The sequence below is a fragment of the Prescottella equi genome, assembly GCF_020171745.1.
Taxonomy (GTDB): domain Bacteria; phylum Actinomycetota; class Actinomycetes; order Mycobacteriales; family Mycobacteriaceae; genus Prescottella; species Prescottella equi_A.
Window position 1 is genome coordinate 466749 of record NZ_JAIVAH010000013.1, and the last position, 23640, is coordinate 490388.

20 protein-coding genes and 1 tRNA gene are annotated in these 23640 nt (G+C 69.3%); 12 read left to right on the forward strand and 9 right to left on the reverse strand.

Going from position 1 to position 23640, the window contains the following annotated elements; all coding sequences use genetic code 11:
• Positions 1-5: 5 nt before the first annotated feature.
• A complete protein-coding gene (locus tag LCL87_RS12305; protein ID WP_225019884.1) occupies positions 6-899 on the reverse strand; it encodes a TOMM precursor leader peptide-binding protein in 894 nt (297 codons plus the stop codon).
• Positions 900-1056: 157 nt separating this feature from the next.
• Between LCL87_RS12305 and LCL87_RS12310 the strand changes: the two genes are divergently transcribed.
• Complete coding sequence (locus LCL87_RS12310) at positions 1057-1659, forward strand: M48 metallopeptidase family protein (RefSeq protein ID WP_510850749.1); 603 nt, start codon at positions 1057-1059, stop codon at positions 1657-1659.
• Here the strand turns inward: LCL87_RS12310 and LCL87_RS12315 are convergent.
• Positions 1656-3086, reverse strand: a complete 1431-nt coding sequence (locus tag LCL87_RS12315; RefSeq protein ID WP_225019886.1) for a zinc-dependent metalloprotease — start codon at positions 3084-3086, stop codon at positions 1656-1658. The genes LCL87_RS12310 and LCL87_RS12315 overlap by 4 nt on opposite strands.
• Positions 3087-3197: 111 nt before the next feature.
• Between LCL87_RS12315 and LCL87_RS12320 the strand changes: the two genes are divergently transcribed.
• Positions 3198-4256 (forward strand): YlbL family protein, encoded by a 1059-nt coding sequence (locus tag LCL87_RS12320; RefSeq protein WP_225019888.1) that lies wholly within the window; start codon positions 3198-3200, stop codon positions 4254-4256.
• Here the strand turns inward: LCL87_RS12320 and LCL87_RS12325 are convergent.
• The gene (locus tag LCL87_RS12325) at positions 4253-4837 is read right to left on the reverse strand and encodes a PPA1309 family protein (RefSeq protein ID WP_510850750.1); all 585 of its coding nucleotides are present in this window, start codon (positions 4835-4837) and stop codon (positions 4253-4255) included. The genes LCL87_RS12320 and LCL87_RS12325 overlap by 4 nt on opposite strands.
• A 228-nt stretch (positions 4838-5065) precedes the next feature.
• Here LCL87_RS12325 and LCL87_RS12330 point away from each other — a divergent pair, with 228 nt between their 5' ends.
• Positions 5066-7984, forward strand: coding sequence for a UPF0182 family protein (locus tag LCL87_RS12330; protein WP_225019890.1), 2919 nt, complete (start codon positions 5066-5068; stop codon positions 7982-7984).
• 83 nt (positions 7985-8067) lie between these two features.
• On the opposite strand, the gene LCL87_RS12335 is transcribed toward LCL87_RS12330, so the two are convergent.
• The gene (locus tag LCL87_RS12335; protein WP_225019892.1) at positions 8068-8622 is read right to left on the reverse strand and encodes a transglycosylase family protein; all 555 of its coding nucleotides are present in this window, start codon (positions 8620-8622) and stop codon (positions 8068-8070) included.
• A 461-nt stretch (positions 8623-9083) separates the two neighbouring features.
• Between LCL87_RS12335 and LCL87_RS12340 the strand changes: the two genes are divergently transcribed.
• Positions 9084-9160: transfer RNA gene (locus LCL87_RS12340), tRNA-Met, on the forward strand.
• Between the two features lie 72 nt (positions 9161-9232).
• On the opposite strand, the gene LCL87_RS12345 is transcribed toward LCL87_RS12340, so the two are convergent.
• Positions 9233-10123: an ABC transporter substrate-binding protein gene (locus LCL87_RS12345; protein ID WP_225019894.1), complete on the reverse strand. Its 891-nt coding sequence runs from the start codon at positions 10121-10123 to the stop codon at positions 9233-9235.
• 224 nt (positions 10124-10347) lie between these two features.
• A complete protein-coding gene (locus LCL87_RS12350) occupies positions 10348-11991 on the reverse strand; it encodes an acyl-CoA synthetase (protein ID WP_225019896.1) in 1644 nt (547 codons plus the stop codon).
• A 126-nt stretch (positions 11992-12117) separates the two neighbouring features.
• On the opposite strand from LCL87_RS12350, the gene LCL87_RS12355 reads away from it, so the two are divergent.
• The 5 genes from LCL87_RS12355 (at position 12118) to LCL87_RS12375 (ending at position 17010) form a co-directional block, all read left to right on the forward strand.
• Entirely contained in the window at positions 12118-12654 is a 537-nt protein-coding gene (locus tag LCL87_RS12355) for a hypothetical protein (protein ID WP_225019898.1), read from the forward strand.
• A gap of 152 nt (positions 12655-12806) precedes the next feature.
• The gene (locus LCL87_RS12360) at positions 12807-14291 is read left to right on the forward strand and encodes a PepSY-associated TM helix domain-containing protein (protein WP_225019900.1); all 1485 of its coding nucleotides are present in this window, start codon (positions 12807-12809) and stop codon (positions 14289-14291) included.
• Complete coding sequence (locus LCL87_RS12365; protein ID WP_225019902.1) at positions 14288-14764, forward strand: Rv2732c family membrane protein; 477 nt, start codon at positions 14288-14290, stop codon at positions 14762-14764. Before LCL87_RS12360 ends, LCL87_RS12365 begins: the two co-directional genes overlap by 4 nt.
• Before the next feature lie 76 nt (positions 14765-14840).
• The gene (locus LCL87_RS12370) at positions 14841-15638 is read left to right on the forward strand and encodes an alpha/beta fold hydrolase (RefSeq protein WP_225019903.1); all 798 of its coding nucleotides are present in this window, start codon (positions 14841-14843) and stop codon (positions 15636-15638) included.
• A gap of 463 nt (positions 15639-16101) precedes the next feature.
• On the forward strand, positions 16102-17010 hold the full coding sequence (locus LCL87_RS12375; RefSeq protein ID WP_225020033.1) for a TIGR03564 family F420-dependent LLM class oxidoreductase: 909 nt from the start codon (positions 16102-16104) through the stop codon (positions 17008-17010).
• A 129-nt stretch (positions 17011-17139) separates the two neighbouring features.
• Here LCL87_RS12375 and LCL87_RS12380 read toward each other — a convergent pair whose 3' ends face one another.
• Positions 17140-18345 carry an acyl-CoA dehydrogenase family protein gene (locus tag LCL87_RS12380; protein ID WP_225019905.1) on the reverse strand — a complete coding sequence of 402 codons (1206 nt, stop codon included), beginning with the start codon at positions 18343-18345 and terminating at the stop codon, positions 17140-17142.
• A gap of 33 nt (positions 18346-18378) precedes the next feature.
• Positions 18379-19791, reverse strand: a complete 1413-nt coding sequence (locus LCL87_RS12385; protein WP_225019907.1) for an acyl-CoA dehydrogenase family protein — start codon at positions 19789-19791, stop codon at positions 18379-18381.
• A gap of 278 nt (positions 19792-20069) precedes the next feature.
• On the opposite strand from LCL87_RS12385, the gene LCL87_RS12390 reads away from it, so the two are divergent.
• The 3 genes from LCL87_RS12390 to LCL87_RS12400 all read left to right on the forward strand — a co-directional run bounded on the left by LCL87_RS12390 (position 20070) and on the right by LCL87_RS12400 (position 23303).
• Entirely contained in the window at positions 20070-20726 is a 657-nt protein-coding gene (locus LCL87_RS12390; RefSeq protein WP_225020035.1) for a response regulator transcription factor, read from the forward strand.
• A complete protein-coding gene (locus LCL87_RS12395) occupies positions 20723-21712 on the forward strand; it encodes a sensor histidine kinase (protein ID WP_225019909.1) in 990 nt (329 codons plus the stop codon). The genes LCL87_RS12390 and LCL87_RS12395 overlap by 4 nt, the downstream gene beginning before the upstream one ends.
• An 88-nt stretch (positions 21713-21800) precedes the next feature.
• A complete protein-coding gene (locus tag LCL87_RS12400; RefSeq protein ID WP_225019911.1) occupies positions 21801-23303 on the forward strand; it encodes a DUF4153 domain-containing protein in 1503 nt (500 codons plus the stop codon).
• Here the strand turns inward: LCL87_RS12400 and LCL87_RS12405 are convergent.
• On the reverse strand, positions 23275-23601 hold the full coding sequence (locus LCL87_RS12405; RefSeq protein ID WP_225020057.1) for a hypothetical protein: 327 nt from the start codon (positions 23599-23601) through the stop codon (positions 23275-23277). The genes LCL87_RS12400 and LCL87_RS12405 overlap by 29 nt on opposite strands.
• Positions 23602-23640 lie beyond the last annotated feature (39 nt).

Here is a 23640-nt window from a genome sequence, read left to right on the forward strand (position 1 = left end):
GACCATCATGGCGGAAGATTCGCGGGTTCGTCCAAGAAGATTGTGGAACGTGAGCATCCACACCGCGGGTCGCGGGGCCACTCCCGGACCGCGAACCGGTGGGTTCCGAGGTCGATCTCGAGGGTCGCGTCCAGGCTCGCCGGCGCGGGAGACGCGACGCGTGACAGCACCAGTTCCAGCTGTCCCAGCGCCACGGCCGCGGTGGCCAGCACCGTTGCCGGGCCGGCGTGACCCACCCGGCCGAGCAGCTGCGCGGCCACGTGCGGCCACTCCTCGTCGGCGTCGGACCGGGTGAGGTCTGCGCAGCGTAGACAGCTCGTGCTGCCCGGCAAGACCAACGGGCCCACCACGCCGCGGCCGTCCCGCAGCCGGACGTGCAGGTGCGGAATACCGGCCACCAGCAGCGCGTCCACCAGCCGGGGGTCGACGACGAGGTCGTCGGTGAGAACCACGCACAGGCAGTTCCAGGTGGTGACGTCCGTGTCGGCGGTGAAGTGGGTGGATCGGCTGACCCGCGCCGGGCCGACGGCGAGCGCGGTCGAGATCGCGTCGGCGAGCGGACCGCGCCCGTGCACCCGGATGATCGGGGCGGGATCCGGCGGTGTCGGGGCGGGCCGGAGCACGCCCGCCTCCTCCAGTTCGCTCAGGATCGTCGAGATGTCCGCGGGCGTGATCCCGTGCTCGACCGCCCGCCACACGACGCCGGGCCGGGACGTGCGGCCGTCGAGAAGCCCCAGCACCGAGATCAGCGCCTGCGGATCCACCGATGCCGGTGGCGTCAGGATCATCGCGGTCTCGGGATCCCACCCGATCTGGATGCGACCGCTCGGCCGGACCAGGATGGGCAGCCGGGGATCGAGGACGAGACGTCGCAGGTGCGGAGCTGCTACCGAGGTCATGCGCAGACGATCCCATCCCGGGCGCCGTCACCTCGCCGGAAAACGGGGGTTGTCCACAGGCGGAAACACGCTACGAACAGGTCTTTCGTCATCCCGGACGGATTGCTCCGAAATCCGCGTGCGGTGATGTCGCACCGGGCGGCTAGCGTGATGGCCCGTGACTGGGTCGGAGACGTCGAACAGCGGTGCGCATCCCGAGGTGGAAATTCGCCGCAGCGCCCGCCGGCGGCGCACGGTGAGCGCGCGCCGCGAGGGCGACAAGGTCGTCGTCTTGATGCCGACCGGGCTGTCGAGGAAGGCCGAGGCGGATCTGGTCGCGGAGATGATCGAGAAGCTCGAGCGGGCGGATCGCCGCGCCGCGAGTCGCGCCGAGCGCAGCGACGTCGAACTCGCCGAGCGCGCCGCCCGACTGTCCGCGCGCTGGCTCGGCGGTGCGGCCACCCCCGTGTCGGTGCGCTGGGTGCCGTCGATGAAGACGCGGTGGGCGTCGTGCACGCCGGTGGACGGCACCATCCGCGTCAGCGAACTGCTGCGAACGGTGCCGGCCTACGTGCTGGATTACGTGCTGGTGCACGAACTCGTGCACCTGTACGTCTCGGGCGGCCACAACGAGCGGTTCTGGCGCGAGGTCCGGCAGTACCCCCGCACCGAGCGGGCGATGGGCTACCTCGAGGCGTACGCGGTGGTGACGCGGAAGCCCGGATTGCTCGACGGCGACGCCGACGAGTGCGCCGCCGCCGACTTCAGCGTGCTCGACTAGGCGTCGGACTCGCCGGAGCCGCCCTGCTCGCGGTCCTTCTCCTCGCGCTCGCGCGCCTCGGTCTGCTCGAGCTGCGCGATCGGGTCGTGGAAGGTGCTCGCCTCGCCGCCACCGAGGATGCGGTCGACGAACGCGGCCGGGTTGTCCAGGTCGGACGAGTCGGGCAGCAGGTCAGGATGCGCCCAGACGCCGTCGCGGGCGTCCATGCCGGTGTCGGTGGTGAGCCGGTGCCACAGCTGAGCCGCCTCGCGGACCTTGCGCGGACGAAGCTCGAGGCCGACCAGCGTCGCGAAGGTCTGCTCGGCCGGTCCGCCGGTCGCGCGGCGGCGGCGCAGCGTCTCGGTGAGCGCGGCGACACCGGGCAGGCGTTCGCCGAGTGCCTCGGCGACGACGGTCTCCACCCAGCCCTCGACGAGCGCGAGCATGGTCTCGAGGCGTTCGAGGGCCTGCTTCTGCTCGGGCGTGGTCTGCGGCTCGAACGCGCCCTGCTGCAGGATCTTCTCGAGCTGTGACGGATCGGTGAGCGCCGACGGGTCGAGTCCCTGCGCGGCCTCCTCGATCGCGGAGAAGTCCATCTTGATCCCGCGCGCGTAGTCCTCGACGGTCGCGAGCAGTCGCTGCCGCAGCCACGGCACGTGGTTGTAGAGACGCTGGTATGCGGCCTCGCGCGCGGCGATGAACACGAGGACCTCGCGGTGCGGCTGTTCGAGACCCTCGCTGAAGGCTTCGATCGCGGCGGGCAGCAGGGCCGCGGTGCCGGCGGGGCCGAGCGGCAGGCCGATGTCGGTGGAGGTGAGGACCTCCTTCGACAGCTGGCCGAGTGCCTGGCCGAGCTGGGAACCGAACGTGAGACCACCCATCTGGGTGAACATCCCGGCCATCGGGCCGATCATGTTGCGGGCCTCCTCGGGCAGGCCCTGCACCCACATGCCGGAGACCTGCTCGGCGACCGGGTCGCACAGCCGCTTCCACGTGTCGAGGGTGCCGTCGAGCCAGTCGTTCGGGGTCCACGCCAGGGTCCGGGTGGCACCGGCGGGGAGCGTCGTCGCGCCGTCGAGCCACAGTTCGGCGAGGCGGGCGGCGTCGGAGACTGCGGACGCGGTGCCCTCGCCGATCGGCGTGACCGAGCCGATCTGCTGGCGCGCGAGGTTCTTCGCGATCTCGTAGTTCACGGGGCCGGACTGGTCGCCCTTGCCCATCGCGCTGCCCATGCCGCTGAGCATCTGCCCGAACTGGGAGAGCATCTGGCCGAGCGCGGCCGGATCGAACCCGGCGCCGCCGGGGCCGCCCGCACCGCCCAGGCCGAACGCGCTCGGGTCGAACCCGAACGGCTGACCGGCCGAACCCCCCTGCCCCTCGCCTGCCGAATCCTTCTTACGGTCCGGGTCATCGTCGGAGTTGGAGAAGCCAAAGGGCAGATCGCTCATAGTTCAACGGTACAAGGCGCAGCGGCGCATGGCCCGTGCGGAGATCACGCTCACGGCGAACACCGGCCGGGGTCCGGCGGTGCACCGAACGGCGGCCTCTATCCTGGCCAGGTGAACCGACGGATGGTGACCCTGCTGGCTACGTTGGCCCCGGTCTTGGCACTGGGTGTCCTCGGAACGACGGTGAAGGTCCCGTTCGTCGCGCTCGGCCCCGGCCCGACCTTCAACACACTCGGCGAGACCGACGTCGAGGAGAACGGCGAGATCGTGCGCAAGCCCGTCGTCGAGATCGACGGCACCGCGGTGGACCCCACGAGCGGCAACCTCAACATGACGACGGTCGCGGTGCGCGACAAGCTGACGCTGTTCGACGCGCTCGGTCTGTGGGTCAGCGGGCGACAAGGTCTGGTGCCCCGCGAGGAGGTCTACCCGCCGCAGAAGTCGAAGGACGAGGTGAAGGAAGAGAACACGGCACAGTTCGCCAAGTCGGAGAACAGCGCCGAACTCGCGGCCCTCCGGTACCTGAACCTGCCCGTGGTCGTCGAGATCCGCACCGTCGGCGACGGCGGCCCGGCCGCCGGGGTGCTACGCGAGGGAGACCGCGTGCTGCGAGTCGGCAGCACCCCCGTCGAGAGCGTCGAGGAACTGCAGGAAGCGGTCGGCGCTGCCGGGGCCGGATCCACCGTCGACATCACGTTCGTGCGGGACGGGGTGGAGACCACCGGACCCGTGACCCTCGGTTCCCGCCCCGATGCGGACGGTGACGACGCGAACCGGGGCTACCTCGGTGTCGGCGCCACCACTGTTCCCGAGGTGCCGTTCACGATCGACTTCAACCTCGCCGACATCGGCGGGCCGTCGGCGGGTCTGATGTTCAGCCTCGCGCTGGTCGACAAGCTCAGCCCGGGTGAACTCAACGGCGGCGACTTCGTCGCAGGCACCGGCACGATCGACCCCGACGGTGACGTGGGGCCGATCGGCGGCATCCCTTACAAGATGATCGCCGCGAAGGAAGCAGGCGCGACCACGTTCCTGGTGCCGGCCAAGAACTGCGACGAGGCGGTGGCGAATCGGCCCGACGGACTCGACCTGGTGAAGGTCGAGACGCTCACCGGCGCAATCGACGCCCTCGCCGACATCAACGAGGGCCGGCCCGCACCGAGCTGCTAGAGCTCGTCCGCTTCGAGCGTCCCGTAGAGCGCGGAGACGATGCCGGGCGCAAGGTTGTCGTAGGTGCGCAGTTCGATCCCGGCGAAGGGGTCGTCGTCGTCCGTCGGGCGCAGCTGCAACAGTGCGAGGGACGGTCCGTCGCGCAACACGGCGGCGATCAGCCGGGCCTCGCGCCGATCGGGGTGCGACGCGGCGGCGTTCCGGGCGGCCGCGTTCTCGGCGTGCCGATCGGCGAGCGTCGGGGCGACGGCGTCGTCCAGGTCGGACTCCGCCTCGGGCGGCAACACCACGATCTCCTGCACGAGCGCGCAGCCGACGACCTCGGACGGCCAGGTGGTGGTGGCGAGGAACTCGTCGAGTGCGGGGGAGCCGCCCTCGACGTCGTCGGGCAGTTGCTCCTGCTCGATCGGGGTCAGCTCGGCACCGTCGTCGAGCTGGTCGAGGAGCGACGGTTCGGCCGCGGCGACGAGGGCCGTCGGGACGATGGCGAAGATCGTGGGGGGCTGACCCCACCCTCCGGCGTCGACGAAGTCGATCACCTCGTGCACGCATCGGCTCAAGGATTCGCTGGACAGACTCACTTTTCCGCTGTTTCGCGGGAACCCGTCGCCGTGGAAAACACCATCGCTATCGATCACGTCCCTATCCTTGCACCATGGCCCGACGACGCTGTGGCTCGGTCACGGGGCGCGACGTCGACGGGTGGTTACGTAGAGTGGGACGAAACGGTCACTCTCAGGTGACGCTGGACGGTGCATTGGCTGCGGCGCGAAGGCGTCGCCGGATTGTTGGGAGCGTGGCACGTGGGCATGAGGCCCCCCGCCGGTTTACCTTCGTTGTCGAAACGCACACGGGTGCTGCTGATCCTGGCGTTGATCGCCGCAGCGCTGTTGCTGGTCGGCCCGCGATTCATCGACATCTACACGGACTGGTTGTGGTTCGGTGAGGTCGACTTCCGGAGCGTGTTCAGCAGGGTGCTGCTGACCCGGATCGCGCTGTTCTTCGTGGTCGGCCTCGTGGTGGGCGCCATCGTGTGGCTGGCGCTGCTGCTGGCGTATCGATCGCGTCCGATGTTCCTGCCCTCGCCGGGCTCGAACGACCCGGTCGCGCGCTACCGCACCGCGGTGATGACGCGTCAGAAGCTGTTCGGCATCGGCATCCCGGTCGTGATCGGCCTGTTCGCCGGGCTCGCCGGACAGGCCAGCTGGGCAACGGTGCAGCTGTTCCTCAACGGACAGGACTTCGGGATCACGGACCCGCAGTTCGGCAAGGACATCGGGTTCTACTCGTTCGACCTGCCGTTCTACCAGTTCGTCCTGAACTGGCTGTTCGTCGCCGTGGTCATCGCGTTCTTCGCGAGCCTGATCACGCACTACATCTTCGGCGGGCTGCGGCTCAGCGGCCGTCAGGGCGCACTGACCCGGTCCGCGCGGGTGCAGCTCGCGGTGCTCGCCGGCACGTTCGTGCTCCTCAAGGCGATCTCGTACTGGTTCGACCGGTACGCGCTGCTGTCGAGCTCACGCAAGGAGCCCACGTTCACCGGCGCCGGCTACACCGACATCAACGCGGTGCTGCCGGCCAAGCTGATCATGCTGGCGATCGCCGTCATCTGCGCGATCGCGTTCTTCGCGGCGATCTTCCTGCGTGATCTGCGGATCCCGGCGATGGCCGTCGCACTGCTGGTGCTGTCGTCGGTTCTGGTCGGTGCGGTGTACCCGCTCGTCGTCGAGCAGTTCTCGGTCAAGCCGAACGCGGCCGACAAGGAGCGCACGTACATCGAGCGGAACATCACGGCGACCCGGCAGGCGTACGGGATCACCGACCAGACCGTCGAATACGTCGACTACTCGGGCACGTCGACCAAGCAGCCCAAGGATGTTCCGGCGGACGTCACGACCATCGCGAACACCCGCCTGCTGGATCCGAACGTGCTCTCGCCGACGTTCACGGCGCAGAAGCAGCTCAAGAACTTCTACGCGTTCCCCAAGTCGCTGAACATCGACCGCTACGAGATGGACGGCGCGCTCCGCGACTTCGTCGTCGCGGCACGTGAGCTGTCGCCGTCGAGCCTGCAGGGCAACCAGACGGACTGGATCAACAAGCACACCGTGTACACGCACGGAAACGGCTTCGTCGCGGCGTACGCGAACCAGGTGACCGCCGTCAGCGGTGACACCCAGAACAACACCGGCGGCTACCCGATCTACAGCGTCAGTGACCTGGAGACCAAGCCGGCGGATCCCGCTCTCGAGGTCGAGAATCCGCGTACCTACTACGGTCCGGTGATCGCGTCGTCGGACGCGGACTACGCGATCGTCGGCGGCGAGCCGGGCAGTGCTCCCCGCGAGTACGACACCGACTCGCGCAAGTACACGTACACCGGTTCGGGCGGCGTCGGAATCGGGAACTGGTTCAACCGCCTGGCGTTCGCAGCCAAGTACACCGAGCGCAACATCCTGTTCTCCGGTGCGATCGGTTCGGATTCGAAGATCATCTACAACCGTGATCCTGCGGATCGCGTCAACAAGGTCGCGCCGTGGCTGACGACGGACGGCACCGTGTACCCGGCCGTCGTGAACGGGCGCATGCAGTGGATCGTCGACGCGTACACCACGCTCGACAACTACCCGTACGCGCAGCGCTCCTCGCTCGACGGTCTGGTGCAGGACAGCACCAACCAGGCCAACGGCCGCATGCTGCCGAAGAAGGAAGTCTCGTACATCCGCAACTCGGTGAAGGCGACCGTCGACGCGTACGACGGCACGGTGACCCTGTACCAGGTGGACGACAAGGATCCGGTGCTCTCGGCGTGGATGGGTGTGTTCCCGGACACGGTCAAGCCCAAGTCCGAGGTGAGCGCGGATCTGCAGGCGCACTTCCGGTACCCGGAGGATCTGTTCAAGGTGCAGCGCGAGATGCTCGCGAAGTACCACGTGGACGATCCGGGCGAGTTCTTCAGCAACAACGCGTTCTGGTCGGTGCCCAGCGACCCGACGGTCGAGACGGACAAGAACCAGCCGCCGTACTACGTGCTGGCCGGCAATCCGGAGACGGCGAAGCCGCAGTTCGTCCTGACCAGCCCGATGGTCGGCTATCAGCGTGAGCTGTTGTCGGCGTACATCTCGGTGCAGTCGGATCCCGAGAACTACGGCAAGTTCCGGGTGCTGCAGTTGCCGACCAACACGCAGACGCAGGGTCCGCAGCAGGCGCAGTCCGCGATGACGTCGGATCCGCGTGTGGCGAGTGAGTTGGCACTGCTGCGGCAGTCGAACAAGGTGATCTTCGGAAACCTGTTGACGTTGCCGATCGCGGACGGCGGCATCCTGTATGTCGAGCCGCTGTACACGCAGCGCAACTCGGCCAATGCGTTCCCGCAGCTCGCCAGGGTGATGGTCAGCTTCACCGACACCACCGGCATCCGTGTCGGCTACGCGCCGACGCTCGCGGAGGCACTGGATCAGGTGTTCGGTTCCGGCACGGGCAGCTCGGCCACGCGGCCGAGCGGTGAAACCGCGACCCAGCCGGAGGCGGGTGGACAGACGACTGCGCCCACCCCGGCGCCGCCGGCCGCCGGTCAGACGCCGGACAAGGCCGCCGCGGTTGCGGAACTGGATGCGGCACTGGCCAATCTGCAGTCGGCACAGTCCGGTGGCGACTTCAAGGCCTACGGTGAGGCGCTCGAGCGGCTGCAGAAGGCGGTCAACGCCTACCAGTCGGCCGGTGGCTGATCGGTAGGTTCCGAGTCCGGTGACAGCCGAAGGGACCCTTCATACGCTCCGAGCGTATGAAGGGTCCCTTCGTTTGGTGACGACTAGCGGGTGAGTGCGGCCTTCACGTCGGTGACGGCGGCGCCGTGGGTGTCGAGCAGCTGCTGGAACTCGTCGCCGTAGCCGTGCTGGGCGGCGGTGTCCCCGGCAAGCCTCACGGCCTGGTCGACGAGGTCGGCGGCCGAGGGCGCCTGCATCGGGGCCGGCGCGGGCGCGACGACGGCGGGGGCCGGGGTGGGCTCGGCGATCGAGGCCGGCTCGGCCTCGGTCAGGTACTTGCCGCACGTCGGCCATGCGCCCGGGCCCTGCGACGCGAGGGTGTTCTCGGCGACGCGGATCTGCTCCTCCTTGGAGGCGTTGTGCGGGGAGCCGGTGCCGCCGTTGGCCGTCCAGGTGCTCTGCGAGAACTGCAGACCGCCGGAGTAGCCGTTGCCGGTGTTGATGGCCCAGTTGCCGCCGCTCTCGCACTGCGCGACGCCGTCCCAGTTGTGGGTGGCGGCGCTCGCGGTGGCGGTGCCCGCGGCGAACGGGACCGCGACGAGGGCGCCGGTGACGGCGGCCCAGCCGAGGGCGCGCTTGGTGAAGCTGGTGTTGGTCATGCGGGTGATTCCTCTCCTGCGCCGACGCGACGGGCGCCGGCGGGAGACGGGGTCGTCGTCCCGGGCGCGCGGTGTTCGCGGTGTCGCGTCCCTGCCCCTCGAAGGGTTTGTGTTCGTCCGGATCCCGCGGGGGCAGAGCTGGCAGCGGCGGGTCGGTCCTGCACTCGAACATCACGAGCTGGTAACGAACGTACGGGGACGCTCGAGGGAAAGTCATGTCGACAAAACAGGCCGGTCGACCCGTTTGGAAGTGCTACCGAACGGCATCGCCGCAGGTCGCGACGGCGCGTTGCCATTTCGAATCCGCTCCGTTACATACGTGTTATGTGAGATGGATTACCGGAATTTCGTGAGCCCGGTCACGCCTGCCGGCTGGTGGGTGTGGTTCCGTGGGTCCGGAACCCGCCCGCTGCAGGCAATTTGCCTTCCGTTCCGAGGCTCGTGTAACTTCGTTCATGCATCGCGGGGTGGAGCAGCTCGGTAGCTCGCTGGGCTCATAACCCAGAGGTCGCAGGTTCAAATCCTGTCCCCGCTACCAACGAAGAACCCCCGTCCTGATTCAGGGCGGGGGTTCTTCCTTTTGTGCTCGGCTATTCGTTCGCGGGATTGCTCACGCGGTGATCGCCTGCAGGGCGGGCGACACGGCGTCCAGCGTGTACGCGATGTTGAGGGGGCTCGGGTCGCTGAGGGCGCTCGCGAGGGGTCCGTTGACGGCGACGACGCTCGGTTGCTGCTCACTCCACACCTGACGTCCGCCCTTGTTCCAGACGAGCGTGAGATCCGCAGCCGTGAGGCTGTTCGCGTGCTCGTACGACACCGTGGTGCGGGTCTTGCCGTTGCCCAGTGCCTGCACCGCCGGCAGCAGGGTCAGGCCGAGTTCGCTCATCAGTTGCACCGCGGGATCCTCGGGGTCGGCGACCACGCCCACCGATTCCGGGCCGGTGGTGGCGAGCACGAACGTCGCGCCGCGGGTTCGCGGTGCGGCGTCGCGCGTTGCGGCGATGCGTGCCTCGACACCGGCGACGATTGCGTCGGCCTCGGCGTCCTTCTGCAGGATCCGGCCGAGGGTGCGGGTCTGATCGCGCCAGCGGTCCACGAACCCGGTGGCGCCCAGCGGGGCGACGGTGGGTGCGATCGCCGACAGTCGCTCGTAGACGTCGGCGTTGCGAGCCGAGAAGTCGGCGAGGATGAGGTCGGGCTCGGTGGCGGCGATCGCCTCGTAGTCCGGGGCCCCGACCAGTGAGAGGCCGATCGCCCGGGCGTCGAAGTCGCCCTGCCACGGGAACTTGCCGTCGGCGGGGCCGATCGAGGTGAGGGTGCCGATCCCGACCGGGTCGACCCCGAGCGCGAGCGCGACATCGGCCCACGACGAGGACAGCGCGACGATGCGCTGCGGGACGGCCGCGATCGTGGTTTCGCCCTTGCTGTGGGCGACGACGGTGGGCTCGGGCGTCGAGTTCGCGTCCGCTGTCGACGGAGCGCAGCCGGAGGCAAGCGTCACCGCCGCCACGGCGGCAGCGAGAAATGGGATAATTCGGGCGAGTGGGCGCGCGATAGCTGTAGAAATGGTCGTACTCCTGGATGGGCGCACAAATGTTGCGGTTGGTTTGCTTTGGCAAAACCTCCCGCATTCTCCTGCATCGGCACGAGTTTGTCGCGCTGAACGAACAAGGAGTTGCGCTCAGTGCAACGGTCCGGTGGTGGGGTGCATCCCTCCGGACCAGGTCACGGCGACTCGACGTCCATCTCCACGAGCACGCGGCGCAACAGTTTGCCGGTCGCGTTGCGGGGCAGTTCCTCGATGAAGACGACGTCGCGAGGCACCTTGTAGCGGGCGAGGTTCGACTTCACGTGGGCGCGGATCTCGTCGGGATCGCGTGAGGACGTGGCCGCCGCGACGACGAAGGCCCGCAGGCGGTGGCCGAACTCGTCGTCCGTCACGCCGATCACCGCGACCTCGAGGACGTCGGGCCGCTCGGCGATGAGGTTCTCGACCTCGAGCGGGTAGACGTTCTCACCGCCCGAGACGATCATGTCGTCGTCGCGGCCGTCGACGAACAGCAGTCCGTCCCTGTCGAAGTGGCCGACGTCGCCGGTGGAGAGCATGCCGTCGATGCGTTCCTTGTCGCGTCCGTCGGTGTAGCCCTCGAAGCTCAGGCCGGACTTGGCGAAGATGCGCCCGACGACGTCGGGTTCGGTGATCCGCTTACCGGCGTCGTCGAACAGGGCGATGTGGCACGTGGCCGGCGGGCGTCCGGCGGTGCCGGGGGCGCGTTCGAGGTCGTCCGGGGTGGCGACGGTGACGGCAGCGACCTCGGTGGAGCCGTAGAAGTTGTGCAGCACCTTCCCGAACGCCTGCTGCGTGCGGATGCACAGGTCCGGCGGGATGGCCGATCCCGCCGCGAAGATCACCTTCAGCGACGACGTGTCGTACTTGCCGAGCACGTCGGGGCCGAGGTCGATGATCCGCTGCAGCATCGTCGGCACCAGTACGAGGGTGTCGGCGCGGTGTTCGGCGATCAGGCGGACCGTGGTCTCCGGATCGAAGCGGCGCTGCATCACGACGGTGTTCTCGAGAGCCATCCCCAGGCCGAGCTGCGAGATACCGGTGCCGTGGAACGCGGGCGCGGCCATCAGCATGGTCTGCTTGGGGCGCAACGGGATCCGGTCGAGGAACTGCGCGGTGACGAACGGGGAGGTGTGCCCGCGCGGCGCGCCCTTGGGGGTGCCGGTGGTGCCGCTGGTGAGCAGGATGAAGACGCCGGGCTGTTCCGGGGCCGGCACGGTGCCCGTGGGCCTGTCGGCGATGAGGTCGTCGAGGGTCCGGGGCGGGGTCTCGGCCGGGGGCGTGCGCACGGGCCCGTCCACCCACGACAGGAACGTCGTGACGTCGGACGGCAGGGCGTCGGCGATGTCGGCGAACTCGCTGTCGAAGACGAAGAACTGCACCTTCTCCCGCGCCGCGACGTCGACCAGCTGGGGCCGCGCGAAGCCGGTGTTCATCAGCACCAGGCGCACGCCGCTCTTGGCGGCGGCGAGCATCGTGAGGATCAGGCCGCGGTGGTTGCGGCACATCGCCCCGACGCAGGTGCCGACGCCGATGCCCTCGGCCTTCCACGCGCGCACCAGCGCATTGGACTGCGCCTCGAGTTCGGAGTACGTGAGCCGGCCGCGTTCGTCCACGAGCGCGATCCGGCCGTGGCCGGCGGCGGCATGGGCGTGCACCGAACCGGCGAACGGGCCGTACTTGTCGACGGCGAGGAGGACGCGGATGCCCTCGTCGACGCGGGGGAAGGGGATGAGACCGGACCGCTGCATCACGCGGACGGCGCTGAGCGTGTCGGTGATCTTCGTCAGAACGTCCTGCATGGTTGCTCCCATCGGTGACGTCGGCAGCCCCAGACTAGCGGTGATATGCGTCACAGTGGGTGGATTCGTCCTGGTCCGAAGGTCAGTGGAGGGAGCGATCCCGGCGGCGACAGTTAGTCTCGCGGAGTGAAATCCGGAGCCGACGCCGCTGCGCAACTGCGCGGCACGGTCGTCGGCGCGCTGTCCGGGGCGATCAGCGTCGCCGCGCACGGGTTCGGTGGTGGGTCCGCGTTCCCCGGCGACGAGGCGATCGTGCTGCTGGTTGCGGCGAGTGCCGTCGTCGGCGCTGCGGTCGCGTCGGTGCGCACCCGCCGTGGACCGCTCGTGCTTCTCGCGCTGATGCTGGCGGCGGGGCAGGGCATCGGCCACTTCACCCTCACGCTGGCGTCCGAGCATGCGCACGGCCTGCAGCTCACCCCGCAGATGCTCGGCGCGCACGCCGCGGCGACCGTCGTCGGCGTCGCGTTGATCCGGGCCGCCGAGCGGTCGCTGCTCAGCGTCATCGGATCGGTGCTCCGGGTCGTCGTCGCGGTACTGTCCGCGCCTCCCGTCCCCGACATCCGCAGGTGGACACCCACCGTCGTCCGTCGTCTCGACCCGACGACCTCACGCGTCGCCCGTGCCGCCGGCGGTACCCGCGGCCCGCCCGCTCTTTCCTGGTAGCCGACCGGTCACGCGCTCGCGTGTCCGGTATCTGCCGTCGTCTTCACCGCCGATGTCCCACACGACCCGTGTGCCGGGGCCCGTCGGCGGGTTCCTTGCGGCGCGCGTTCGTTTCGCGCGCCGATCCGAGACTTCAGGAAAGAGCCTGTGTCATGCACGCTTCCGAAGGCGTGGGGACCAACCCTGCGCACATTCCGAACGAGCCGAAATCCCGCCCGGAGTCGAATGATTCGTCTCCGCCCGGTGCGCTCCGCAAACTGGTGCTCCGCGTGCACTTCTACGCCGGCATCTTCGTCGCGCCGTTCCTTGTCATCGCGGCGATCAGCGGTGGTCTGTACGCGATCGCACCCACACTCGAGCAGTTCGTCTACCGCGACTACCTACACGTCGAGTCGACCGGCCCCGCCGCGCCGGTGAGCGAGCAGGTCGCGGCCGCGCAGGCCGAGCGCCCCGACCTGACGGTGTCGGCGGTGCGGCCGTCGTCGGAGGAAGGACAGACCACGAGGGTGCTGTTCACCGATCCGACACTCGGGGAGTCCGAGCGGCTCTCGGTGTTCGTCGACCCGGTGACCGCGCAGCCGGTCGGCGAGCTCGTCGTCTACGGCAGCAGCAACGCGCTGCCGCTGCGGACGTGGATCTCGCAACTGCACCGGCACCTGCACCTCGGCGAGCCCGGCCGTCTCTACAGCGAGCTCGCGGCGTCGTGGCTGTGGGTGATCGCGCTCGGCGGCGTCTACCTGTGGGTGCGGCGCTACCGCACGGCCCGCGCCCGCAGCGCGGCCGCCGCACCGCGGTTGTGGACCGTCGACCGGGGTGCGCGCGGCCGCAACCGGGCGCTCGGACGGCACGGCGCCGTCGGGCTGTGGATCGCGATCGGCCTGGTGTTCCTGTCTGCGACTGGCCTGACCTGGTCGAAGTACGCGGGCGAGAACGTCACCGACCTGCGGACGTCGCTGGGCTGGACGACGCCGTCAGTGTCGAAGACGCTGTCCGGCACCGACGCCGCTCCGTCGGGTGGGCACGACGGTCACGGCGGGCACGTTCCGGCTCCTGTCGGCGTGGATGTGCTGACCGCCAACGTCGGACGCATCGACGACGTCCTCGCCGTCGCCGCGAACGCCGGCGTGACCGGTGAAGTGGAGGCGTCGATCCCGGCGACGGCCGACACGGCCGTCGTTGTGACCCAGACCCGTCAGCCGTGGCAGTTCTCGACGGATGCGGTTGCGGTGGACGGCGCGACCGGGCAGGTCACCGACGAATCGCGGTTCGCCGACTGGCCGCTCGCGACGAAGCTCACCACGTGGGGCATCGCCCTGCACATGGGCATCCTGTTCGGGTTGTTGAACCAGATCGTTCTGCTGGCGTTGGCGATCGCACTGGTCGCGGTGATCGTCCTCGGCTACCGGATGTGGTGGCTGCGTCGTCCCACGCGCGGCACGCAGCGCTGGGGTCGGCCGCCGGTTCGGGGTGCGCTCCGGGGTCTCCATCCTGCCGTGATCGGCGCGATTGTGATCGGTTCCGTACTGGTCGGATGGTTCGTGCCGCTGCTGGGGCTGACGCTGCTCGGGTTCGTCGTCGTCGATATGGTCGTCGGTGTGTTTCAGCGCAGACGAGCATCGACCGGCACGAACGAATGAGTGACGACATATCGCTGCTGCGACGCGAACTCGCGTCGATCGAGGCCAAGGTGGCGCGTGAAGTCGACCCGCGTGGGCGGGGCCCGTTCATCGCGGCGACCGTGCTGATCCTGCTGATCGCGCTCGCGGCTCCTCAGGTCGACGGCCTTCGTGCTTGGCAGGTCCTGGCCGGCGGGCACGACGAGGTCGCTGCCCTGGCCCGGCTGTTCACGTGGTTCGTGGTGGTGTTCGGGATCGGGGTGTCGGCGCTCGCGGCGTGGACCCGGCGCTGGGTGTTCGCGTGGGTCGCGATGGCCGGCGTCACGGTCGGCACGGCGCTGGGATTGTTGACGTACTGGTCGCAGCACAGCGTTCGCAGCGCCGAGACCGGCAGCCTCGGCTACGGCCTGCTGGTCGAGTGGGCGGCGATGGCGTTCCTCGCGGTGCTGTGGATCCCGGTGGTCGCCGGGCGTTCCAATCTCATGCAGCGCTGAGTCGCCGAAGGCTCGAGAGGGTGCCCGTCGCGTCCGCGGCGGGCACCCTTCTTCGTGTCGGCAGTAGCATTTGCACATGGAACTGCGCCACGACATCGCAGGTTCCGGGCCGACCCTGGTGCTCGTACACGGGATCACCGATCGTCGGCAGGTCTGGAACGGACTGCTGGACGGGTTGACGCCCTATCGCAGGGTGGTCACCGTCGACCTTCCGAGTCACGGCGAATCCCCGCCGCTCGCCGACGGTCAGGACGTATTGGGTCGACTCCTCGAGGAACTCGACGGATTCGTCCGGTCGGTGACACCGCCGGGCGAGCGCTCACATGTTGCCGGAAACTCCCTCGGGGGCTGGCTCGCCCTCGCTCTTGCAGCTCGCGGCGAGGTCGCGTCGGCGACTGCGCTCTCTCCGGCAGGCTTCTACGTCGGGCGCGTCGATCGGGCGCGCGCCGCTCTCCTGTTCCGGATCCCGCGTTCGCTCACCCGGATGTCGGGTTCGTGGATGCCGAAGCTCATGCGATACAGAGCGGTCCGGTATCCATCGCTGGCTGCCTTCTACAGGCATCCTGGCCGGGTGTCGTACGACGATGCCGTGATCAGCGCGAACTCGCTTGCCGCGAACACCGTGATCGACAGGGCGCGGACAGCCTCGTTCGACTTCCCGCCCGTGGTCGATGCCGCGGTCCCGATCACCGTGGTGTGGGGTCGGAGGGACATGATTCACCCCGTGTATCAGGCCAGGCGGGTGCGCCGCGTCTTCCCGCAGGCACGGGTGGTGGTCCTGCCCGGGATCGGACACGTGCCGATGGTCGACGACCCCGACCTGACGGGCACGCTTCTGCTCGGTGGGAGTTCGGCGCCTTCCGGCGAACTGTAAATGTACTGCAGTGCAATTTGATTGGTTTGGGCTCTTTTTCCGAAAAGGGTGGACGGTCGGTTTGGGTGGGTGTACGGTCACATTCATTCGAGCCGGTGGCGAGTGGCTCCCCTGCAGGTGGAGGGGGTCAAAAGGCTTCTCCTGGCCGGTTTTCGAGAGGTCGAACAGTGCTCTTCCGTAGATTTCGTATTCGGAATTATGTGAGAAATGTGCAGTGCGAGTTGACGTCGTTCTCGAGTGTTCTCTTTGGCGAGGGCCTCGCGTCGACCCATGAACCCGAGGGCCGGGGCGCCTCCTGAGTCCTCGATGCGAAGCGCCTCCCGCGACCCATGCGCGGGAGGCGCTTCGGCATTTCCTACCGCTGCAATGCGTTGCGCCGGTTCGACTTCCTGTCGATCATGGCTCCCGCCGGCTGTCGGGCTGGGAGACTGCCCCTGACGTCGTCGAAAAGGGGCGGTTGGTGATGGAGATCGGTCGGATGGTGTGGCCTTCGGCGCGGCTCGACGAGGTGGTCACGCGGGTATCGCAGGTCGAGGTCGACGGATTCGCCGCCGCGTGGGTGCCGCAGATCTTCGGGTGGGACGCGTTGACCGTGCTCGCGTTGGCGGGGGAGCGGACGTCGTCGATTCGTCTGGGAACCGCGGTGCTGCCGACACATCCGACGCATCCGCTGCTGCTGGCGGCGTCCGCGCTCACCACGCAGGCGGCGGTCGGTGGACGCCTCCAACTCGGCATCGGGGTCTCGCACCGGTTCATCGTCGAGGACGTGTGGGGCCTGAGCTTCGAGCGTCCGGTGCAGTGGGCCCGGGACTATCTCGCGGCGCTCGTGCCCACCCTGAACGGTGAGCAGACGCACGTCGACGGCGTGCGGTTGCGGGCTGAATTGCCGCGCCCGCTGGACACATTCGACACCCCACCGCCCCCGGTGCTGGTGGCGGCGCTCGGACCCGCGATGCTGCAATTGGCCGGCGAACACGCCGACGGGACGGTGACGCTCATGACCGGCGTGCGGACGGTCGCCGAGCACATCGTCCCGACCATCAGCGTCGCCGCCGCGGCGGCCGGGCGGCCGGCTCCGCGGATCGTGGTGGGCCTGCCGATCTGTGTGACGTCCGACGTCGAGTCGGCCCGACAGCGGTGCCGGGAGGAGTTCGCGGCGTACACCAACACCCCGTCCTACCGCGCGATGCTCGACCGGGAGGGCGCGGTCGATCCTGCGGACGTCGCACTGATCGGTTCGCACAGTGAGGTTCTCGATCGCCTCGACGGGCTGCGCGTGGCCGGGGCGACCGAGTATCTTGCGTGGGTCTTCGGGAGCGAAGGCGAGCAGGTCGAGACGGTGTCGTGCCTGCAGGAGTACATCCGGCGTTGAGTGCGACTCGGCGCTGGCGGAGCGGAATGGCCGTCGGGTTTCGAGACCTTTCGGTACAAGCGATTCGTCCCCGCCGCTCATCGAGCGACGGGGACGAATCGAGACGTCGAAGCGGGTACAGAGCCCGGGCTACTTCAGCTCGGCCGACGACTTGCCCAGCAGGCGCCGGGCGATGATGAGCTGCTGGATCTGCTGGGTGCCCTCGAAGATGTCGAGGATCTTGCTGTCACGGGCCCACTTCTCGAGCAGCGGGCGCTGCGAGTAGCCGTAGCTGCCGGCCAGTTCGACGGCCTTGAGCGACACCGCGGTTCCGGTGCGTCCGGCCTTGGCCTTCGACATCGACGCCTCGAGCGAGTTGGGCTTCTTGTTGTCGGCCATCCACGCCGCGCGCAGCGCCAGCAGGTAGGACGCCTCCCAGTCGGCCTCGAGCGCCAGGAACTCGGCGGCCGCGGCGTGCTGGTTGTTGGCCGGGGTGTCGTACGAGACCTCGACGCCCGCCTCCTCCAGGATGCCGCGCAGCTCCTCGAGCACGGCGCGGCCGAGGCCGATAGCCATGCCCGCGACGATGGGGCGGGTGTTGTCGAACGTCTGCATGACGCCCGCGAAACCCTTCTCCACGTTCACTTCCGGATCACCGAGCAGGTTGTCCTTGGGGATGCGGCAGTCCTGCAGCAGCAGCACGGCGGTGTCGGACGCCTTGATGCCGAGCTTGTGCTCGAGCCGGGCCACGCTCAGGCCCGGTGCCTCGCGCGGGACGACGAACGACTTGATCGCGGCGCGGCCCTTGGTCTTGTCGACCGTCGCCCACACCACGACGTGGGTGGAGCGCTCGCCGGCGGTGACGAAGATCTTCTCGCCGTTGAGGACCCACTCGTCGCCGTCGAGCACGGCGGTGGTGGTGACGGCCGCCGAGTCGGAGCCGAAGCTGGGCTCTGTGATGGCCATCGAGGCCCACACCTTGCCGAACCGCTCGAGCTGCTCGTCGGTGGCGACCGCGGCGATCGCCGAGTTGCCGAGGCCCTGGTAGGGGATCGACAGCGTCAGACCCACGTCGCCCCAGCAGGTTTCGATCACGTTCATCAGCGACGACATGTTGCCGCCGTTGGCGTTGCCGACGGCCTTTGGCTGGTCGCCGCGGCCCAGCGCGGCGCCGGACGCGCCCTGGCCGGAGTCGTTGAGGCCCTCCACCATGGCCGCCATGGTGTCGAGTTCCACGGGGTACTCGTGCTCGGCGAGGTCGTACTTGCGGGACACGGGCCGGAGGATCTGAGCTGCGACCTGATGCGCCTGGTTCGCCGAGGCCCTCAGCTTCTTGGGAAGTTCGAGATTGATCATCGAAAGGTCTCCTGTAAACGAATCGGGTCGGCGTCAGATGAGGACGATGCCCTCGGCCACGCCGATGGCTCGCAGGTCGCGGTACCAGCGCTCCACCGGGTGCTCCTTGGTGAAGCCGTGGCCGCCGAGCAGCTGGACGCCGTCCAGACCGATCTGCATGCCCTTGTCCGAGGCGAGCTTCCGGGCCAGTGCGGCCTCGCGGGCGAACGACAGGCCCTGCTCCGCGCGGGACGCGCCGCGCAGCGTCACCAGGCGCATGCTGTCGAGTTCGATCGCGATGTTCGCGATCATGAAGGCCACTGCCTGCCGGTGGCTGATCGGCTCGCCGAACGCCTCCCGCTCGTTGGCGTAGGGGATCACGTAGTCGAGCACGGCCTGGCTGGTGCCGACCGCGAGCGACGCCCAGCCCAGGCGCGCGAGGCGTACCGCGTCGGCGTACTCACGGGCACGCTGGTCGGCGTCGCCGTCGCCGAGGATCGCGGACTCGGGCACCGCGACGTCGGTGAGGACCAGGCGGCCCAGACCCGCGGCGCGCAGACCCATGCTCGGATCCGCCTCGACGACGAGGCCCTTGGTGTCGGACTCGACGATGAAGAACGCCGGACGGCCGTCGAGTTCGGCGGCGACGATGAACAACTCGGCCGAACCGGCGGCGGGGACGAGGCTCTTGACGCCGTTGAGCTTGTAGCCGCTGGGGGAGCGGACGGCCTTGGTCTGCAACGCGAACGGGTCGAACAGTGCGCGCGGCTCGCTCACCACGACGGCGGCGGCCGGCACGTTCTCGCCGGCGAACGCGGGCAGGTACGTCTTCTGCTGCGCGTCGGTGCCCCACTGGGTGAGGGCGACGGCCACACCGCTCGGTGCGAGGATCGGCAGCGCCAGACCCATGTCGCCGTGCGCGAGGGCCTCGGCGACCAGCGAGTTGGTGACCGCGCCGCGTTCGGACGCGACACCCTCGAACGCCTCGGGGATGTTGATGAGCGTGATGCCGAGCTCGGCGGAGCGCTTCAGCAGGTCGGCGGGCGCGGCGGCGGCCTCGTCGGCGTCGTACGCGGCCGGACGCAGGATCTCGGCCGAGAACTCGCGGACCGTCTCGACGATCATCTTCTGCTCGTCGTCCGGCGTCAGGTCGAAGTAGCCGGCGTTCTTGGCAGCGCCGTCGGGCAGACGCTTGGGGGCGTCGTTGCCGGAGACCCGGTTGAAGGTGCGGGTCGCGGCACCGAGGGTCTTGAAACCGGTCTTGGTGCCCTCGTAGGTGACGCGGTCGATGACCTGTCGCAGGTTGTACTTCTCGGCCAGGTCGGAACCGGTGATCCGGGTCAGGACCCGCATTGCGGCGCCCATCGCGTCTCGCTTGACCGGGTTCAAGCCGACCGCCGAGGTGTCGCGGGGCTCACGCTTGGCGCCGTTCGTCTTCACAACGTCTTGCTTGCTCATGATGACCATTTCTCGGGGGTGCGGTCTCGGACGCCCCTACCTTACTCCGGAGTAAGAAACGAAGTCGAGTCAATCCCGAAAGTGACGAGCATCACGATCCGGACACCCCCTCTTCTCGCGTTTTGCGCACTTGTCGCGGTCCCGGGGCCCCGGATCGCGCGATAAGTGCGCAAAACGCGAGGGTGGGGAAACCTGCACACAACCTTCACAACTCCTCCCGGGCATCCCCACAACCGCGAAATACAGTCGAACCCGTGACCAATCGCGAACCGGGTAGCCAGCGCCGAGTGCTCGTCGTCGACGACGAACACACGATCTCCGAATCGATCGCCGCCCGGTTGCGTGCGGAGGGCTACGACGTGCGGACCGCGTTCGACGGCCCGAGCGCGGTGACCGAGTGCGAGGCGTTCGGCCCCGACCTGGTGGTGCTCGACGTCATGCTGCCTGGTTTCGACGGGCTCGAGGTGTGCCGGCGCATCCAGGCGTCACGGGCGGTGCCGGTGCTGATGCTGACCGCGCGCGCCGACGAGACGGACCTGGTGATCGGGCTCGGGGTGGGCGCCGACGACTACCTGGGCAAGCCGTTCAGCATGCGAGTGCTGGTCGCACGGATCTCGGCGCTGCTGCGGCGCGCCGACCGAACGACCGATTCCGACGTGCTGGTGCTCGGCGACGTCTCGATCGATCTCAGCGCGCGGCTGGTCCGCTCCGCCGGCGTCGAGGTGCACCTGACCCGGACCGAGTTCGATCTGCTCGCGCGCCTGGCGTCGCGTCCCCGCGCCGCCATCGCCCGGGAGATCCTGCTCGAGCAGGTGTGGGGGTGGGGTGACGGAGCGAGCAGTCGCACCGTCGACAGTCATGTGAAGGCGTTGCGCCGCAAGCTCGGTGGCGATGTGATCCGGACCGTCCACGGCGTCGGCTACGCGTTGGAGGTGCCGCGATGAACTGGCCGCGCCCGCTCGACCCGCTGCGCTCGTTCAAGGCGAAGACCGGCCTGCTGGTCGGGGCGTCGCTGCTGCTCGCGTCGCTCACGTTCTGGATCACTTCGCAGTGGCAGTTCCGGTACGCGCTGCTGGCCGCGCTCGTCGCGGCGCTCGTGGTGACGCAGATCCTCGCGCACGGCATGACGTCCCCGCTGCGCGAGATGACCGCCGCCGCGAAAGCCATGGCCACCGGCGACTATTCGCGCCGGGTGCGATCGACGTCGCGCGACGAGATCGGCCAGCTCGCGACCGCGTTCAACCAGATGGCCGAGGACCTCGAGGCCCACGACCGGTACCGGCGGGAGTTGATCGGCAACGTCTCGCACGAACTGCGCACCCCGATCGCGGCACTGCAGGCGGTGCTCGAGAACGTGGTCGACGGCGTCGAGGAGCCGGACCCCGCAACCATGCGGTCGGCGCTGGCTCAGACCGAACGTCTCGGCAGCCTGGTCGCGGACCTGCTCGACCTGTCCCGGCTCGAGGGCGGAGCGGTTCCGCTGCGCCGCGAGACATTCGAGATCGCACCGTTCCTCGACGACGTGGTGCGGCAGGCGTCGAGCCCCGCCCGGCCGCTGCGGGTCGACGTCGACATCGTGCCCGCGGGTCTGCAGGCGGTCGCCGACAGCGCCCGCCTGCACCAGGTGATCACCAACCTGGTCGACAACGCGGCGCGGCACGGGGCTCCGGACTCGCCGGTGCGGATCCGGGTGCGTACCGATCCCCATGCCGGTGAGCTGCTCCTGGACGTCCACGACGACGGACCGGGCATCGCCGTCGCCGACCGCTCCCGGGTCTTCGAACGCTTCGCGCGCGGCGGCGCCCAGGACGGCGGCACCGGGCTGGGCCTGGCGATCGCGCGCTGGGCGGTGGAGTTGCACGCCGGGCGCATCGAGGTCGTCGACACCCCGTCCGGCTGCTGTATCCGGGTGGCACTGCCCCAGGCATGAGAGAACCGATTCCCTTCGGGACGAGCATCTTCCGCTCGTCCCGCGATGACGCCTGCCCCGACGGGCCGGCGTGGACGAGGAGGACCCCATGACCGCACCGACCCTGACCCCGCCGCAGCCCGTCCCCGACGGCGACCTGTGGCACTGGCGCCGCGACGTCTGGCGGCGTGACCGGACGTCGGTGGCGCCCCGCGCCACGATGGCCGCCGCGCTCGGTGCCGGGGCCGTCGCGACCCTGACCGTGCAGACGCCGGCGGCGAGCGTGGCCTACGTGCTCACTGGCGCAGCGGTCGCGGCGACGGCGTTCGGGACGGTTCGCCCGCGCCCCACCCCGGCCCAACTGGTCGCGGTCGCGGGCGTGTTGGCGCTGCTGGCGGTGGCCGCGATCCGCGGTGCCGACTGGCTCGTCGCGCTGTGCGTGGTGGCGAGCTGGGTGGTCGGATCGCTGGCCCTGGTGGGCGGCCGGACCTGGACCGGCATGGTGCTGGGTGCGCTCGCGCTCTGGTTCACCCCGGTCCGGCTGGTCGGCTGGGTGCAGCGCGGTCGGTCCCGGCGGGGGACCGAAAGCCGCGTCAAGCCCGGTCGGGTTGCCGCGGTGACCGCGCTCAGCGCCGTCTTGGTGGCGCTGTTCGGAGCGCTGTTCGTCAGCGCGGACCCCGAGTTCGGTCGACTGTTCGACGACCTCCTGCCCGACGTGCGCGTCACGAACCCCGGCGGACGCCTGCTCCTCGGACTGCTCGTCGCGGCCGTGGCACTGGCGGCGACGTACCTGCGCAGGCGCACACCGCGATTCGACGCCCTCGCGCCGGCGTCGGCGCGGCCGATCGCCGCGTGGGAGTGGGCGGTGCCGCTGGTGCTGCTGGACCTGCTGTTCGCCGGCTTCGTCGCGGTGCAGGTGCCGGTGCTGTTCGGCGGCGACGACCACGTCCAGGGCACCGCCGGTCTCACGTACTCCCACTACGCGCGGCAGGGCTTCTGGCAACTGGCCGCCGTTACCGTGCTCACGCTGCTCGTGATCGCCGTCGTCGTGCGGAAGATCGATCGCGGGGAGCGACGGGATCGGGTGCTCGGCCGGGTGCTACTGGGTTCGCTGTGCGCGTTGAGTCTCGTGGTCGTCGCCTCGGCGGTGCATCGGATGGCGCTGTACGAGAACGAGTTCGGATTCACCCGGCTGCGGCTCGGCGTCATGGCGACCGAGCTGTGGCTGGGCGCGGTGTTCGTGCTGCTGCTCGTCGCGGGCATCCGGATGTCGGGTCGGTGGCTGCCGCGGGCGGTGCTGGCGGCGGCCGCGGTGGGTCTGCTCGGGTTCGCGGTCCTCGACCCGGACGGCTACATCGCCGAGCGGAACGTCGACCGCTACACCGAGACCGGGAGAATCGACCTCGCCTATCTGCAGGGGCTGTCCGTCGACGCCGTGCCCGCGCTGGACCGGCTGCCCGAACCGGCCCGCTCGTGCGCCCTCGGCGGCATCCGTGTCGGCGGCGCAACCGGGTTCGACTACAACGCCGCCCGGGCGCGGGCGCACGAGATTCTCGAGGCCCGACCGCTCGGGCCGTGCGCGGTCAATTCCACGGCACGATCGGCGGCTTGACCCACATGATCTTGTCGTCGGCGTGGTCGCGGACCGCCCGCGGGTCGTCGGGGTGCTGGCCGGCCCAGTGATCCTTCTCGTCGATCAACTGGGCGGCTACGGTCCACGTCTCCCGGGTGCTGGGCGGATTGGCCCCGGCGGCCCGGGCCAGCTTGCGGAGACGGTCGTCGGGCATGTCCAGCAGTTCGGTGCCGGTGATGCCGCGCTCCCACGCGAACCGCGCGAGACCGAGCGCCTTGTCCCGGCGCTTGCGGCTCGCCTGATCGGTGTGCGCGAAGTCGACCTCGTCGGCGTCCATTCCTGTCACTCCCATCCCTCTCGAGCTCGCGTTTTGCGC

What these genes read in the sequence shown, in the direction of transcription:
- LCL87_RS12380 (WP_225019905.1), bottom strand. Translation starts at nt 18,345, where the DNA reads ATGATCAATCTCGAACTTCCCAAGAAGCTGAGGGCCTCGGCGAACCAG.
- LCL87_RS12370 (WP_225019903.1), top strand. Translation starts at nt 14,841, where the DNA reads ATGGAACTGCGCCACGACATCGCAGGTTCCGGGCCGACCCTGGTGCTC.
- LCL87_RS12315 (WP_225019886.1), bottom strand. Translation starts at nt 3,086, where the DNA reads ATGAGCGATCTGCCCTTTGGCTTCTCCAACTCCGACGATGACCCGGAC.
- LCL87_RS12405 (WP_225020057.1), bottom strand. Translation starts at nt 23,601, where the DNA reads ATGGACGCCGACGAGGTCGACTTCGCGCACACCGATCAGGCGAGCCGC.
- LCL87_RS12365 (WP_225019902.1), top strand. Translation starts at nt 14,288, where the DNA reads ATGAGTGACGACATATCGCTGCTGCGACGCGAACTCGCGTCGATCGAG.
- LCL87_RS12350 (WP_225019896.1), bottom strand. Translation starts at nt 11,991, where the DNA reads ATGCAGGACGTTCTGACGAAGATCACCGACACGCTCAGCGCCGTCCGC.
- LCL87_RS12395 (WP_225019909.1), top strand. Translation starts at nt 20,723, where the DNA reads ATGAACTGGCCGCGCCCGCTCGACCCGCTGCGCTCGTTCAAGGCGAAG.
- LCL87_RS12305 (WP_225019884.1), bottom strand. Translation starts at nt 899, where the DNA reads ATGACCTCGGTAGCAGCTCCGCACCTGCGACGTCTCGTCCTCGATCCC.
- LCL87_RS12400 (WP_225019911.1), top strand. Translation starts at nt 21,801, where the DNA reads ATGACCGCACCGACCCTGACCCCGCCGCAGCCCGTCCCCGACGGCGAC.
- LCL87_RS12335 (WP_225019892.1), bottom strand. Translation starts at nt 8,622, where the DNA reads ATGACCAACACCAGCTTCACCAAGCGCGCCCTCGGCTGGGCCGCCGTC.
- LCL87_RS12375 (WP_225020033.1), top strand. Translation starts at nt 16,102, where the DNA reads ATGGAGATCGGTCGGATGGTGTGGCCTTCGGCGCGGCTCGACGAGGTG.
- LCL87_RS12330 (WP_225019890.1), top strand. Translation starts at nt 5,066, where the DNA reads ATGAGGCCCCCCGCCGGTTTACCTTCGTTGTCGAAACGCACACGGGTG.
- LCL87_RS12385 (WP_225019907.1), bottom strand. Translation starts at nt 19,791, where the DNA reads ATGGTCATCATGAGCAAGCAAGACGTTGTGAAGACGAACGGCGCCAAG.
- LCL87_RS12360 (WP_225019900.1), top strand. Translation starts at nt 12,807, where the DNA reads ATGCACGCTTCCGAAGGCGTGGGGACCAACCCTGCGCACATTCCGAAC.